General features: G+C 71.4%; 12 protein-coding genes. 8 read left to right on the top strand and 4 right to left on the bottom strand.

What is annotated here, in order from left to right:
• The first annotated feature begins 29 nt into the window (after window positions 1-29).
• Entirely contained in the window at window positions 30-1,448 is a 1,419-nt protein-coding gene (locus ACIHFD_RS47600) for an MFS transporter (protein WP_397372526.1), read from the top strand.
• On the opposite strand, the gene ACIHFD_RS47595 is transcribed toward ACIHFD_RS47600, so the two are convergent.
• Together ACIHFD_RS47595 and ACIHFD_RS47590 are read right to left on the bottom strand one after the other, a co-directional pair.
• Entirely contained in the window at window positions 1,415-3,289 is a 1,875-nt protein-coding gene (locus tag ACIHFD_RS47595; RefSeq protein WP_397372525.1) for an ABC transporter ATP-binding protein, read from the bottom strand. The genes ACIHFD_RS47600 and ACIHFD_RS47595 overlap by 34 nt on opposite strands.
• Window positions 3,290-3,324: 35 nt before the next feature.
• Complete coding sequence (locus tag ACIHFD_RS47590; RefSeq protein ID WP_397372524.1) at window positions 3,325-5,388, bottom strand: PhoX family protein; 2,064 nt, start codon at window positions 5,386-5,388, stop codon at window positions 3,325-3,327.
• A gap of 114 nt (window positions 5,389-5,502) precedes the next feature.
• On the opposite strand from ACIHFD_RS47590, the gene ACIHFD_RS47585 reads away from it, so the two are divergent.
• A complete protein-coding gene (locus ACIHFD_RS47585) occupies window positions 5,503-5,949 on the top strand; it encodes a sterol carrier family protein (protein WP_350737399.1) in 447 nt (148 codons plus the stop codon).
• Here ACIHFD_RS47585 and ACIHFD_RS47580 read toward each other — a convergent pair.
• The gene (locus ACIHFD_RS47580; protein ID WP_397372523.1) at window positions 5,946-6,881 is read right to left on the bottom strand and encodes a DUF4190 domain-containing protein; all 936 of its coding nucleotides are present in this window, start codon (window positions 6,879-6,881) and stop codon (window positions 5,946-5,948) included. The two genes, ACIHFD_RS47585 and ACIHFD_RS47580, sit on opposite strands and share 4 nt — an antisense overlap.
• A gap of 138 nt (window positions 6,882-7,019) precedes the next feature.
• On the opposite strand from ACIHFD_RS47580, the gene ACIHFD_RS47575 reads away from it, so the two are divergent.
• From ACIHFD_RS47575 to purM, 4 genes are all read left to right on the top strand, one after another.
• Window positions 7,020-7,427 carry a MarR family winged helix-turn-helix transcriptional regulator gene (locus ACIHFD_RS47575; protein ID WP_397372522.1) on the top strand — a complete coding sequence of 136 codons (408 nt, stop codon included), beginning with the start codon at window positions 7,020-7,022 and terminating at the stop codon, window positions 7,425-7,427.
• 91 nt (window positions 7,428-7,518) lie between these two features.
• Window positions 7,519-8,265: an SDR family NAD(P)-dependent oxidoreductase gene (locus tag ACIHFD_RS47570; RefSeq protein ID WP_397372521.1), complete on the top strand. Its 747-nt coding sequence runs from the start codon at window positions 7,519-7,521 to the stop codon at window positions 8,263-8,265.
• Between the two features lie 51 nt (window positions 8,266-8,316).
• Entirely contained in the window at window positions 8,317-9,753 is a 1,437-nt protein-coding gene (gene purF, locus ACIHFD_RS47565) for an amidophosphoribosyltransferase (RefSeq protein WP_397372520.1), read from the top strand.
• Entirely contained in the window at window positions 9,750-10,775 is a 1,026-nt protein-coding gene (gene purM, locus ACIHFD_RS47560) for a phosphoribosylformylglycinamidine cyclo-ligase (protein ID WP_397372519.1), read from the top strand. Before purF ends, purM begins: the two co-directional genes overlap by 4 nt.
• Before the next feature lie 7 nt (window positions 10,776-10,782).
• Here purM and ACIHFD_RS47555 read toward each other — a convergent pair whose 3' ends face one another.
• Window positions 10,783-11,508, bottom strand: a complete 726-nt coding sequence (locus ACIHFD_RS47555) for a TetR/AcrR family transcriptional regulator C-terminal domain-containing protein (RefSeq protein ID WP_397372518.1) — start codon at window positions 11,506-11,508, stop codon at window positions 10,783-10,785.
• A 108-nt stretch (window positions 11,509-11,616) separates the two neighbouring features.
• On the opposite strand from ACIHFD_RS47555, the gene ACIHFD_RS47550 reads away from it, so the two are divergent.
• Entirely contained in the window at window positions 11,617-12,210 is a 594-nt protein-coding gene (locus tag ACIHFD_RS47550) for an NAD(P)H-dependent oxidoreductase (RefSeq protein ID WP_355207718.1), read from the top strand.
• Between the two features lie 6 nt (window positions 12,211-12,216).
• Window positions 12,217-13,815, top strand: a complete 1,599-nt coding sequence (locus ACIHFD_RS47545) for a DHA2 family efflux MFS transporter permease subunit (protein ID WP_397372517.1) — start codon at window positions 12,217-12,219, stop codon at window positions 13,813-13,815.
• Window positions 13,816-13,837 lie beyond the last annotated feature (22 nt).

The raw sequence follows: 13,837 nt of genomic DNA, 5'->3' as shown, positions 1-13,837 counted from the left end.
CGACGTACAAGTACGGCGTATAGGAGGAGATGTCCGTGCGGTGGTGGGCGTTGGTCGCGGTGACCTTGGGCACATTCATGACTTACTTGGACAACAACGTCGGCAATGTCGCGTTGCCGACGATCCAGCGGGAGCTCGGGCTGACGATCTCGGGTCTCGAATGGATCGTGAGCTCGTACATCCTGGTCTTCGCCGGGCTGATGCTGGTCGGCGGCCGGCTGGCGGACGTGTTCGGGGCCCGCAGGGTGTTCCTCGGCGGGCTGGCCGTCTTCACGCTGGCCTCGCTGGCGGCCGGGCTGGCCACGTCCGGCGCGGCGCTGATCGCCGCGCGGGCCGTGCAGGGGGTGGGGGCGGCGCTGCTCACGCCCACTGCGCTCACGCTGATCAGCCAGATCTTCCCCGACCCCGGCGAGCGCGGCAGGGCCGTGGGCATCTGGAGCGCCGCGGGGGCGCTCTCCATGGCGCTCGGGCCGATCACGGGCGGCTTCATCAGCCAGAACCTGCACTGGGGCTGGATCTACCTGATCAACGTGCCGATCGGCGTGGTGACGTTCGGCCTGGGGATGTGGGCGGTCAGGCCCGCGTTCACCCGCGTGCGGCACCGGATCGACCTGCCCGGGCTGGCCACCTCCGCCCTCGCCTTGTTCGCCCTGACATATGCGCTCATCGAGGGTGAGAGCGTGGGGTGGACCTCGCCGGAGATCCTGGCCACGTTCGGCGTGTTCGCGGCGGCGGCCGTGGCGTTCGTGCTGGTCGAGGCGCGGGCCGCGGAGCCGATGATCGCGATCTCGCTCTTCAGGTCCAGGGTGTTCAGCGGTGGGCTGCTCACCAGCGGCATCTGGTCGTTCGGCGTGTTCGGGATCTACTTCTTCAGCGCCCTGTGGCTGCAGAACGTGCTCGGCTTCTCCCCCACCCAGGCGGGCGCGTCGTTCGTGCCGATGGCCCTGGTCATGGCCGTGATCGCGATCCTGTCGCAGCGGATCAGCGCGCGCATCGGCATCGGCCCCACGGTGGCGCTGGGGATGGCGCTCATGGGCACGGCGATCTACCTGCTCTCCGGCGTGGGCGCCGACGCCGACTACGCCGACGTGGCCCCCTGGTTCCTGCTGTACGGGCTGGGCGGCGGCATGCTCGTGCCCCTGACGGCCGCGATCCTCGGCGGCATGCCCCAGGGCAGGTCGGGCGTGGCCTCGGGCGTCCTGAACGTGTCACGCGAGGTGTTCGGGCTGCTCGGCATCACCGTGCTGGGGGCGATCCTGAGCGCCAGGCAGAGCGGCAGCGACCGGGCGCCGCTGCTCGCCTTCCTGGACGCGTACCAGTTCACGCTGGTCATCGCGGCCGTCGTGGTGCTGGCTGCGATCCCGGTCGCCCTCTACTCGCTGCGAGCCCGCCGCGAGACCCGGCGCGACCAACCTCAGGCCATGGCGACCGTCGGCTCGTCGAACTGAGTGCGGTAGAGCTCCTCGTAGCGGCCCTCGGCGGCGAGCAGGTCGGCGTGCGTGCCCCGCTCGACCACGAGCCCGTCCTCGATCACGAGGATGAGGTCGGCGGCGCGGATCGTGGAGAGCCGGTGGGCGATCACCACGGCGGTCCTGCCTTCGAGGGCCTCCCCGAGCGCCGCCTGCACGGCCGCCTCGGAGGTGGAGTCGAGCGCCGCCGTGGCCTCGTCCAGGATGACCACCCGGGGCCTGGCCAGCAGCAGCCGGGCGATCGTCAGCCGCTGGCGCTCGCCGCCCGACAGGCGGTAACCGCGCTCCCCCACGACCGTGTCGAGCCCGTCGGGCAGCGACTCGATCAGGGTGGCCAGCCTGGCCCTGGTGAGGGCGTCCCAGATGTCGTCCTCGCTCGCCTCGGGCCTGGCCAGCAGCAGGTTCGCCCTGATCGTGTCGTGGAAGAGGTGGCCGTCCTGGGTGACCATGCCGAGCGTGTCGCGGAGCGAGTCGGCGGTCAGGTCGCGCACGTCCACGCCGCCGAGCCGTACGGCGCCGGAGTCGACGTCGTACAGCCTGGGCAGGAGCTGGGCGATCGTGGACTTGCCTGCGCCGGACGAGCCGACCAGCGCCACCATCTGGCCGGGCTCGGCCCGGAACGAGACGCCGTGCAGCACCTCGACGCCGCCGCGCGAGTCGAGCGTGGCGACCTCCTCCAGCGAGGCGAGCGAGACCTTGTCGGCCGAGGGGTAGGCGAAGCGGACGTCGTCGAACTCGACGGAGACCGGGCCCTCCGGGACCTCGCGGGCGTCCGGCTTCTCCTTGATGAGCGGTTCGAGGTCGAGCACCTCGAAGACGCGCTCGAAGCTGACGACCGCGCTCATGACGTCCACGCGGGCGCTGGCGAGCGCGGTCAGGGGCGCGTACAGGCGGGTGAGCAGCATGGCCATCGACACGAGCGCGCCGGGCGCGAGCTGGTCGCGCAGGGCGTAGAAGCCGCCGAGGCCGTACACGAGCGCCAGGGCCAGCGCCGAGACCAGCGTCAGCGCGGTGACGAAGGCCGACTGGGTCATGGCGGAGCGCACGCCGATGTCGCGCACCCGCCTGGCCCGGTGGGCGAACTCGGCCGATTCGTGCGCGGGCCGGCCGAACAGCTTGACCAGCGTCGCGCCGGGCGCCGAGAAGCGCTCGGTCATCTGCGTGCCCATGGCCGCGTTGTGGTCGGCCGCCTCGCGCCGCAGCCTGGCGATCCGGGAGCCCATCCGCCGGGCGGGCAGCACGAAGACCGGGAGCAGCAGGAGCGCGAGCAGCGTGATCTGCCAGGAGATGCCGATCATGGCGATGAGCGTCAGCACGAGCGTCACGACGTTGCCCGCCACGCCGGACAGGGTGTCGGTGAACGCCCGCTGCGCCCCGATCACGTCGTTGTTCAGGCGGCTGACCAGCGCGCCGGTGCGCGTCCTCATGAAGAACGCGACGGGCATCTTCTGCACGTGGTCGAAGACGGCCGTACGCAGGTCGAGGATCAGGTCCTCGCCCAGGCCCGCCGACAACCACCGGTTGAGCAGCCCGAGCCCCGCCTCCGCGAGGGCCAGGCCCGCGATCGCGAGCGCCACCACCACGACCACGTCGAGCGGCTCGCTGTTGAAGATGGCGTCCACCACCCGGCCCGCGAGCAGCGGGGACCCCACCGCCAAGCCCGCCATCACCACGCTGAGCACGAGGAACAGCGTCAACTTCCGCCGGTGCGGGCGCGCGAACCCGCCGATACGCCGGAGCGTCGCCCTGGAGACAGGGCGACGCTCCTTCTGGTTGTTCATCGAATACAGCTGGTGCCAGGCGGTCATCTCCATGCTCATGGCATGGAACGGTATTGCCTCAAGTTAAGTTGAGGTCAAGCGCCGATCTTCTTGCCCTGGCCGTGCCAGACCACCGCGACCGACGGACGCGGCTGGTCGCCGTCGGGCCAGTGGCTGCTGGGGTTGTCGGGGTTCGCGCCGTCGGTCTCGCCGGGGTGCTGCACCGCGACGAAGACGCTGCGCTGGTCGGCGGTCACCAGCGGGCCGCAGGTCTCCGCGCCGAACGGGACGGTGAGGAACTGGCGCAGGTGGCCGCGCTCCTTGCCGCGCACGGGCATCACGAACATGCCGTCGTTGCTGCCGAGCTGGTTGCCGTCCGTGGAGATCCACAGGTTGCCGTCACGGTCGAACGCCACGTTGTCCGGGCACGAGATCGGCGAGACCTTGGTCTTGTCGTAGCCGGCGAAGTAGGTGTTGGGGTCGTTCGGGTCGCCGCAGACCAGCGGGAGCGACCACGCGAACGTCTTCTCGCCCGCGTCGTCGCGCCGCTCGACGATCTCCAGGACGTGGCCGTGCTTGTTCGAGGGGCGCGGGTTGGCCTCGTCCACCTGGGCCGCGGTGCGGTTGGTGTTGTTGGTGAGCGCCACGTAAACGGCGCCGGTGACCGGGTTGCGCTCCATGTCCTCCGGGCGGTCCATCTTGGTCGCGCCCACCTTGTCGGCGGCCAGGCGGGTGTAGACCAGGACCTCGACGGCGGTCATGCCATCCACGTACGACTTGTCGCCCGAGACCAGCGGGATCCACTCGCCCGAGCCGTCGAACTCGCCGTCGGAGGGCAGCTTGCCGCTCCCGTCGATCTCGGAGGCGGGGCTGTCGCCGGTGAACTTGGCCACGTACAGGGTGCCCTCGTCCAGCAGCGTCCGGTTGTGCCGGTCGAAGCCGGGGATGTAGCGGTTCTTGGAGACGAACTTGTAGATGTACTCGGAGCGCGAGTCGTCACCCATGTACACGACCAGGCGGCCGTCGCGGGCCAGCGTGGTGTTGGCGGCCTCGTGCTTGAAGCGCCCGAGCGCGGTCCGCTTGATCGGCGTGGAGTCGGGGTCGAACGGGTCGATCTCCACGATCCAGCCGAACCGGTTGGCCTCCTGCGGGTGCTTGGCCAGGTCGAAGCGCTCCTCCACCCGGTCCAACCGGCGGTTGCCCGACGGGGTGCCGGTGGTGATGGTGTAGCGGGTGATGTACGGCTTCTGCGCCTCGGGCACCTTGTCGCCGTTGACGAAGTACTGGTCGAAGTTCTCCTCGGCGGTCAGCACGGTGCCCCAGGGGGTGGTGCCGCCCGAGCAGTTGTTCAGCATGCCGACGGGGGTGCGGCCCGCAGGGTCGGCGGCCGTCTTGAGCAGGTCGCTGCCGGCCGCGGGGCCGGAGAACTTCATCTTGGTCTGGGCGGTGATGCGGCGGTTGTAGCGGCGGCGGCCCTTGGTGACCAGCTTCCACTCGCCCGCGCCGGCCCGCTCGATCTCCACGACCGAGCCGCCGTGCGCGGCCAGCGCGATCTTGATCTGCTCCTCGGTCGCGGCGGCGCCGCCGGTGTAACCGCGGAACATCAGGGCCTCGTTGGTGTACTCGTGGTTCACCCACAGCAGGGCGCGGTCACGGCCCATCGGCAGGAGCGTGACGTAGTCGCAGTTGTAGCCGAACTGCTTGGCCTGCGCGTCGGCGCTCTGGTTGTCGAAGTCGAAAGCGGGGGCGTCGGGCAGCACGGGGTCGCCCCAGCGCACGACCACGGACGAGCGGTAGCCATCGGGGATGGTCAGCTTGTCGTCCTTGTTCGGCGCGACCGGGGTGAACCGGAGGTCGCCGGAATTCCCGCCCCGGGCGAGCTCAGCGGCCTGCGCCTCGGGGTCGTCGGCCATGGCCGGCACGGCCCCCGCGATCCCCGCGCCCGCCACGAGGGCGCCGAGCGCGCCGGCGCGCAGCACGCCGCGGCGCGACAGCGCCTCCTTGACCACATCGCCGAAATAAGCGTTGCCACTGGTGTTCGCCACGTCATGCGCGCACGCGTTCCCGCAGCGGAACTGACACGTCATCGCGGAGCGACCGCCCTTGTGCGGGGTGGAAATCAGCGGCAGCAGCCGCCCGCCCGCGTTCCGGTTCGCCACAGATCCTCCATATTTGTGCGCGGTTGTACGGCGGGGAGGTTACGGCCGCTGTCAAAACCGGAGGTGAACGATGACCTCCGTCTCGATGAACGCTGCCAGGGAGACAATGGTGAGGTGCCACCACGCAAACTGGATCAAGAGAAGCTGAGAGCGGCGCTCGACGCCCAGCTCGTCGCCCTCGACGAGCCCGCCTACGACGGTCCCGCGTCGTCGTTGCCCGACGCGCTCGTGGCCGCCGTGCTGGCCGCCTACGACCGGGGGCTCGAGCCCGAGCGCGCCGCGGCCAGGCAGGCGGTGCGCTACCTGCTCGACCGGCTGGCGACCGCCGCGCCGGGCAGGACCGTGGAGGTACGCGTGCCGCCGTACGCCGCCGTCCAGGCCGTCGAGGGCCCCCGCCACACCCGGGGCACGCCGCCGAACGTGGTCGAGATGGACGGCCGCACCTGGATGGAGCTGGCCCTGGGCCGTCTCACCTGGGCGGAGGCGATGGCGAAGAACCTGGTGTCCGCCAGCGGGTCGCGGGCGGACCTGTCAGAGCACCTGCCGCTCCAGCCTTCCTAGCCGCGGGTGCCGCCCATCCAGGGAAACTTGTCCTGGACGCACTTGTCCACGAGCGGGCTGGGCAGGTGCGCGCACTCCTGCACCACGTGCCAGAACCAGATCGCCACGATCGCGAAGAGCACCAGCGAGAGCCCGCTGATCACGATGCCGGCGATCGCGCGGCCCTTGCCGGCGCGCTTGGCGAGCGCCACGCAGCCGAAGACGATCGACAGGATGGCGGTGATCAGGCCCGTGAAGCAGACGAAGACCAGAAAGGGGCTGGCCACGCCCAGCACCAGCGACGCCGTGGCCAGGCCGCTGCCGGGCTGGGCCTGCTGGTAGGGGACGCCGTAGGGCGGCGGGCCGTAGCCGGGCGGGCCGCCGTACGGGCTGGACGGCGTCGTGCCGGGGACGGTCGGCTCCTGTCCCGGTGGCGGGGCGGCGTACCCGCCCGGGGTGCCGCCGCCGGGCGGCCCCCGGTCCGGCGGCGGGGGCGGGTAGGGCCGCTGGTCGTCCTGTTCGTAGCGGGACGGCGCCGGCCTGGCCGACGGTTCCCCCTGGGCGGCTCCCCAGCCCGGGTAGGTCGGGGTGGCCCCGGGGATCTGGTACGCCTGGGTCGCCTCGGCGTCGCCCTCCGCCGGCGGCAGGACCTGGGTCGCCTCGGCGTCGCCTCCCGTGGGCGGCGGGGTCTCGGGTGAGGTGGGCAGGTCGGGATGGGTCGGCTCACCACCCGGCCTGGGCTCGTGCGTGGGCGGCACGTCGGGCGGGGGCACCACAGGCGGCACGGGGGCGATCGGCTCCTCGCCCTCCTGAGCGGGCTCCCGCCGTTCCTCCTCCGGCTCGCCGTCGCGCCACCACTCGGGCGCGTGCCGGCCGGGCTCTTCCTCTTCCGGACGGCCTTCGCGCGGGCCCTGGCCCGGGCGGGGCTCGTTCGGGTCCTCAGGTGTGGTCATGCGTCTCCCCGACGGCTCAATTGCCGGACACTTCACCCTTTCGCGGAGGGGGTCGGCTAAACCACGCGACACGGTAAAAGGCTTCCGATACTTGGGTCACCATGCGCCAAAACCGCAGGCGGCGGGCAAGATGGGTGCATGCTGGAGGAGACCCTGACGTACGCGCTGATCAAGGTCATGAAGGCGCACCGCAACCAGTTGGCCGCCGAGCTGGGCCCGCTCGGGCTGCACGCCGGGCAGGAGTTGCTGCTCAACCAGCTGTGGCGGCAGGACGGCCTCTGCCAGGGCGAGCTCATCACCAGGCTCGGCGTCGAGCCGCCCACCGTCACGAAGACCCTCCAGCGCCTGGAGCGCGCCGGGCTCGTCCGCCGCGCGCCCGACCCCGGCCGGGCGCGGGTGACCCGCGTCTACCTCACGGACGCGGGCAAGGCGCTGCAGCAGCCGGTGGAGGACATCTGGAACCGGCTGGACGAGGAGCTCCTGCGCGGCTTCGACGCCGAGGAGCGCACCCTGCTGGCCCGGCTCGTACGCGCCATCACCCATTAGTCGTTTCACTCCCAGCGAAATCCCCTTGCGACCAGGGCACCTTCTCCAGTTAGCTGGCTAATTAGTCGGCTAACTAGAAGGGATCATCTCCATGCACGTACTGATCACGGGTGGCTCGTCGGGCATCGGCGCCGCCACCGCGCTCGCGTACGCCAAGGCAGGGGCGCGCGTCACGATCACCTACAACACGGGCGCGGACCGGGCGGCCGGGGTCGTCAAGCGGATCGAGGAGGAGGGCGGCCAGGCCGCGGCCGTACACCTGGACCTGGAGGACCACGCGACCATCGCGCCCGCGGTCGCCCAGGCCGGCGAGGTGGACGCCCTGGTGGCCAACGCCGTCCGCTGGGGCACCATCATGCCCAACAGCGTGCCTTTCGAGGGCCTGCCCGCGGCCGAGTGGTCGGCGGTCATGCACGCCAACGTGGTGGCCAACGCCCTGCTCGTGCAGGCCGTGCTGCCGGGGATGCGGCACAGGGGGTTCGGGCGGATCGTGTTCGTCTCGTCGGGCGCGGGCGAGGAGGGGCTGCCGGGGCCGGGCGCGTACGGCACCGCCAAGATGGCCCTGCACGGCATGGCCCGCGCGCTGGCCTGGGACGCCGGCAAGGACGGCATCCTGGTGAACGTGGCCGTCGCCGGGCTCACGCTGACCGAGCGGGAGCGCCCGGTGTCGCAGGAGGCGCTGGACGCCATCGCGGCCCGCACGCCCACCCGCAGGCTGTCCACCGCGGACGACCTGGCCGCGCTGATCCTCTTCCTCGGATCCGCGGCGAACCGAAACCTCACCGGAGAGATCATCCGGGACGGTTCAAATGCGGGCAGATCCAGCCACGTCGCCTGATATCGCCCCCGAGTGTGCGAGCACCGAAGCGGCCGACCTAAACTGAGGCATGTGCTGAAGGGCGACGGCCGGCTCGGCCATGACCTGGACCTCGATGACCGCGCGCCTAAAGACGCCTGTGGCGTCTTCGGCGTCTGGGCTCCAGGCGAGGAAGTTTCCAAACTCACCTACTACGGGCTGTACGCGTTGCAGCACCGCGGGCAGGAGTCCGCGGGCATCGCGGTCAGCGAGGGTAGCCGCATTCTCATCTACAAGGACATGGGCCTGGTCGCCCAGGTCTTCGACGAGTCGGTGCTCAGCACCCTGCGCGGGCACCTGGCCATCGGCCACTGCCGCTACTCCACCACCGGATCGAGCGTGTGGGAGAACGCGCAGCCCACGCTGAGCTCCACCGACGTCGGCGGCCTCGCGCTCGCCCACAACGGCAACCTGATCAACACCCCGGAGCTGGCCCAGCGCCTGGCTCCGGGGTCCACCCGCGCGACGACCGACACCGAGGTCCTGACCACGCTGCTCGCGCAGGACCGCACGCGTTCCATCGAGGACTCGGCGGCGGAGCTGCTCCCGCAGGTCAAGGGCGCCTACTCGCTGGTGTTCATGGACGAGAAGACGCTCTACGCGGCCCGCGACCCGCAGGGCATCCGCCCGCTGGTCCTGGGGCGGCTGGAGCGCGGCTGGGTGGTGGCCTCCGAGACGGCCGCGCTCGACATCGTGGGCGCCACGTTCGTCCGCGAGATCGAGCCGGGCGAGCTGCTGACCATCGACGAGAACGGCGTCAGGTCGCGCCGCTTCGCGCTGGCCGAGCCCAAGGGCTGCCTCTTCGAGTACGTCTATCTCGCCCGCCCCGACACCACCATCGCCGGGCGCGGCGTCCAGGTCACCAGGGTCGAGGTGGGCCGCGTGCTGGCCCGCGAGCACCCCGTGGAGGCCGACCTGGTCATCCCCACGCCCGAGTCCGGCACCCCGGCGGCCGTCGGCTACGCCGAGGAGAGCGGGATCCCCTACGGGCAGGGCCTGGTCAAGAACTCCTACGTGGGCCGCACGTTCATCCAGCCCTCGCAGACCATCCGCCAGCTCGGCATCCGGCTGAAGCTCAACCCGCTGCGCGAGGTGGTCGCGGGCAAGCGGCTGGTGGTCGTGGACGACTCGATCGTGCGCGGCAACACCCAGCGGGCCATCGTCAAGATGCTGCGCGAGGCCGGGGCCAAGGAGGTGCACGTACGCATCTCCTCGCCGCCCGTGGCCTGGCCGTGCTTCTACGGCATCGACTTCGCCACCAGGGCCGAGCTGATCGCGGGATCGCTGTCGGTCGAGGAGATCCGCGCCTCGCTCGGGGCCGACTCGCTCGGCTACATCTCCCTGGAGGGCCTGACCAAGGCCACCACCATCCCCGCCGACCGCCTGTGCAGGGCCTGCTTCGACGGCTCCTACCCGATCCCCATCGACCAGGACAACGTGGGCAAGTTCGTGTTGGAGAGCAAAGCGTGAGCAGTTATGAGGCCGCGGGCGTCGACATCGCGGCGGGCGAGCGTGCCGTCGACCTGATGAAGAGCAAGGTGGCCCGCTCGCGGCGGCCCGAGGTGGTCGACGACGCCAGCGGGTTCGCCGGGCTGTTCGACGCCTCGGCCCTCCTGCGTTACGAGCGGCCGCTGCTCGCCACCTCCACCGACGGCGTGGGCACCAAGGTCATGATCGCCCAGCGGTACGGCAAGCACGACACCATCGGCATCGACCTGGTCGGCATGGTCCTCGACGACCTGGTGGTGTGCGGGGCCGAGCCGCTGTTCATGACCGACTACATCGCCTGCGGGAAGGTGGTGCCCGAGCGCGTCGCCGAGATCGTCGGCGGCGTGGCCGAGGGCTGCCGCCTGGCCGGGGCCGCGCTGGTGGGCGGCGAGACGGCCGAGCACCCCGGGGCCATGGGGCCGGACGAGTACGACCTGGCGGGCGCCGGGACGGGCGTCGTCGAGGCCTCCGCCATGCTGGGGTCCTCCCGGGTCGTGGCGGGTGACGTGGTGCTGGGGCTGGCCTCCTCCGGGATCCACTCCAACGGCTACTCCCTGGTACGCCACGTGCTCCGCGAGGCCTCCCTGTCGCTCGACGCCGTCCTGCCCGAGCTGGGGCGGCCGCTGGGCGAGGAGCTGCTGGAGCCGACCCGGATCTACTCCCTCGACTGCCTGGAGCTGGCCCGGACCGTCGACGTGCACGCCTACGCGCACATCACCGGCGGCGGCGTCGAGGGCAACCTGTCACGGTCGCTGCCGGGCCATCTCGACGCCGTGCTGGACCGGGCCTCCTGGACGCCGCCCGCCGTTTTCGGGGTGCTCGCCGGGCACGGGCAGATCGCCCAGAAGGACATGGACCGCACGTTCAACCTCGGGGTCGGGATGGCGGCCATCGTGGCCGCCGACTCGGCGGACGAGGCCGTCAGGGTGCTGGGGGCACGCGGGCTGGACGCCTGGGTGCTCGGGGAAGTGGTGCCGGGCGAGGGCCGCGCCCGCTACCGGTAGCCGTTCCTCAGATCCCCAGCTTGGCGGCGATGCCGTCGAGGACGTACTCGAGGCCGGTCTCGAACCGCCAGAGCACGTCGTCCTTGCGGGTGGCCGTCATCAGATAGCCCTCGAAGGTGGGATAGCGCCCGGTCTGGATGTGCCAGGTCATCTGCGGGGCGAGCTCACTGCGCAGCTCGCCCCCGTCGGCCCAGCCCTGCTGGTCCATGAAGCTCTGCACGGCGATCTCGTACGCCATGGCGCCGTTGGCGTAGGCGTCCACGGCGCGGAACACGCTCATCGTCGTGTCGGGGTCGAGGCCCGATCCGGCCAGGGCCGACAGGGAGCGCTCGGTGACGGCCATGCGGCGCGGGGTGAGCGCGAGCATGGCCTGCGGGGACAGCTGAGCCAGCCACGGGTGCCGCAGCGTCATCTCGCGTGTGCCGTACCCCAGGGCGCGCATCGTCTCCCGCCAGCCGAGTCCCTCGGGCAGCCGCAGCTCCTCGTAGACGTGGTCGACCATCAGTTCCAGCAGTTCGTCCTTGCCTGACACGTACCGGTAGGGCGCCATGGGCGCGACGCCCAGCTCGGTGGCCAGGCGGCGCATGGTGACCGCGTCCAGGCCTTCGGCGTCGGCGATCCCCACCGCGGCCGTGGCGATGCGCTGCGGCGAGAGGGTCTGCCGCGGGGCGGGGGCCGGACGTTCCAGGCGCGCCCAGAGCGGTTCGCGCGGTTTGTCTTTCTCGACGGCCATGTGGGCTCCTCTTCCGTGTCCGATACAGCGTATCCGAAGTAGACAACGTACATCCTCGTGTGTACGTTGTATCTCACTGAATACGACGTACACAGACACGGAGCCCCAATGAACGACAGCCCGCTCAAGATTGCGGTCATCCTCGGCAGCACCCGCGACGGCCGCCTCGGCACGGTCGTGAGCAACTGGATCGTCGGCCTGCTCGACCAGCGCGGCGACATGGAAGCCGACCTCATCGACCTGGTCGAGACGCCGCTGCCGACCGTCTTCCCGGTCCTCGGCGAGCCACCGGCCTCCCAGGAGGCCAGAGACCTGCTGGCCGCGGTGTCACCGCGGATGGCGGCGGCCGACGCCTTCGTGATCGTCACGCCGGAGTACAACCACAGCTTCCCGGCCGCGCTGAAGAACGCCATCGACTGGCACGGCCCCGAGTGGCACGCCAAGCCGGTCGCCTTCGTCTCCTACGGCGCCTTCTCCGCCGGTTTGCGCGCGGTCGAACAGCTGCGCCTGGTCCTGGCCGAGCTGCACGCGGTCACCATCCGCGACGGGGTTGGCTTCCAGCGCGTCTGGGAGCAGTTCGACGGCGAGGGCAGGACGGTCGACCCGGCCGTCGAGCCCGCCGCCAAGGTGATGCTGGATCGGCTCGCCTGGTGGGCGCAGGCCCTGCGCGAGGCCAAGGCCGTCCGGCCGTACGCGGCGTGACGCGCCATGACCCGATCCCTTTACGTCGGCGTGTTCGGCCTGCTGCTCGGCATGTTCCTGGCCATGCTGGACGGCCTGATCGTGGGCACCGCGCTGCCCACGATCGCGGGCGACCTCGGCGGGCTGGACCGCCTCCCTTGGGTCGTGACCGCCTACCTGCTCGCCGCCGCGGCCACCACCCCGATCTGGGGCAAGGTCGGCGACCTGTTCGGCCGCAAGGCGACCTTCATCAGCGCGATCGCACTCTTCCTGGCCGGGTCGGGCCTGGCCGGACTGTCGCAGGACATGGGCCAGCTCATCGCCTTCCGCGCCGTGCAGGGGCTCGGCGCGGGCGGGCTCATGGTCGGGGCGCTGGCCATCATCGGCGTGCTCGTACCGCCCCGCGAGAGCGGCCGGCTGCAGTCGATGATCGGCGTCATCATGCCGATCGCGTACGTCGGCGGGCCGCTCCTCGGCGGCCTGCTCACCGACTACCTGAGCTGGCGCTGGACCTTCTACGTCAACCTGCCCGTCGGCGCCGTGGCGCTGCTGATCATCTCCACCCGGATCCACCTCCCGCCTGCCGAACGCGTCAAGCCCCGCATCGACTACGGCGGCGCGGCCCTGCTCACCACCGCCATCGTGGCCCTGACCCTGCTGGCCGGCTGGGCGGGCACCGCGTACGCCTGGACCTCACCCCAGGTCCTCGGTCTGGGCGCGCTCTCCGTGCTCGCGCTGGCCGGATTCGTCGCCGTCGAGCGCCGGGCCGCCGAACCGGTCATCCCGCCCCGGCTGTTCGCCGACCGCGGCTTCACCCTGGCGCAGGTCCTCAGCTTCCTCGTCGGCGCCGCCATGGTCAGCGTGACCAACTACCTGCCCCAGTACATGCAGTTCGTCCAGGGCGCCTCGCCCGCGGCGGCCGGCATGCTGCTGCTGCCGCTGATGTTCGGCATGCTCGCCGCGCAACTGCTCACCGGCCGGCTCATCAGCCGCGACGGCCGCTACCGCCGCTATCCGATCCTCGGCGGCGCGCTCATGACCGCAGGTGCCCTGGCCCTGCTCCTGCTCGACGCCTCCACCCCCGCACCGGCCGCCTCGGCGCTCACCCTCGTCATCGGGACGGGGATCGGCCTGGTGATGCAGAGCACCACGCTCATCACGATCAACGGCGCCGACCCGCGCGACATGGGCGCCGCCAGCGGCACCGTCACCCTGCTGCGCACCGTCGGCGGATCGCTGGGCATCGCCGTGCTCGGCACCCTGTACGCGGCCCGGATGCGCACCCACCTGGCCGCCCACCTCGGCCCCGGCCAGGCCGGACAACTGGAGCGGAGCGGCGAGCTGACACCCGGCTCGCTGCCCCGCCTGCCCGCCCCCGTGGCCGACGCCGTCCGCGAGGCCGTCACCAGCGGCCTGCACGCCCTCCTCATGGGCGCCGCGGCCCTCGCGGCGATCTCGTTCGCGATCGCCTGGCTCATCCGCGAGATCCCGCTCCGCACCGAAACCCCACCCCGGCCCAATTCCGAACCCGCACCCCAGCCAGACCCCGAAGCGGTCCCCCAGCCGAACCACCAACCGGCGCCCCAGCCAGACCCCGAAGCGGCGCGCCTGCCCCGGAAAGGCTGAGTCAAAATTCATCCGGAAGCGG

This window comes from Nonomuraea sp. NPDC051941 (assembly GCF_044593615.1).
The sequence above is the reverse complement of the archived record's forward strand: the minus strand, read 5'-3'. Positions and strand labels throughout refer to the sequence as shown.

What these genes read in the sequence shown, in the direction of transcription:
- ACIHFD_RS47600 (WP_397372526.1), top strand. Translation starts at nt 30, where the DNA reads ATGTCCGTGCGGTGGTGGGCGTTGGTCGCGGTGACCTTGGGCACATTC.
- ACIHFD_RS47595 (WP_397372525.1), bottom strand. Translation starts at nt 3,289, where the DNA reads ATGAGCATGGAGATGACCGCCTGGCACCAGCTGTATTCGATGAACAAC.
- ACIHFD_RS47580 (WP_397372523.1), bottom strand. Translation starts at nt 6,881, where the DNA reads ATGACCACACCTGAGGACCCGAACGAGCCCCGCCCGGGCCAGGGCCCG.
- ACIHFD_RS47575 (WP_397372522.1), top strand. Translation starts at nt 7,020, where the DNA reads ATGCTGGAGGAGACCCTGACGTACGCGCTGATCAAGGTCATGAAGGCG.
- ACIHFD_RS47570 (WP_397372521.1), top strand. Translation starts at nt 7,519, where the DNA reads ATGCACGTACTGATCACGGGTGGCTCGTCGGGCATCGGCGCCGCCACC.
- ACIHFD_RS47555 (WP_397372518.1), bottom strand. Translation starts at nt 11,508, where the DNA reads ATGGCCGTCGAGAAAGACAAACCGCGCGAACCGCTCTGGGCGCGCCTG.
- ACIHFD_RS47550 (WP_355207718.1), top strand. Translation starts at nt 11,617, where the DNA reads ATGAACGACAGCCCGCTCAAGATTGCGGTCATCCTCGGCAGCACCCGC.
- ACIHFD_RS47545 (WP_397372517.1), top strand. Translation starts at nt 12,217, where the DNA reads ATGACCCGATCCCTTTACGTCGGCGTGTTCGGCCTGCTGCTCGGCATG.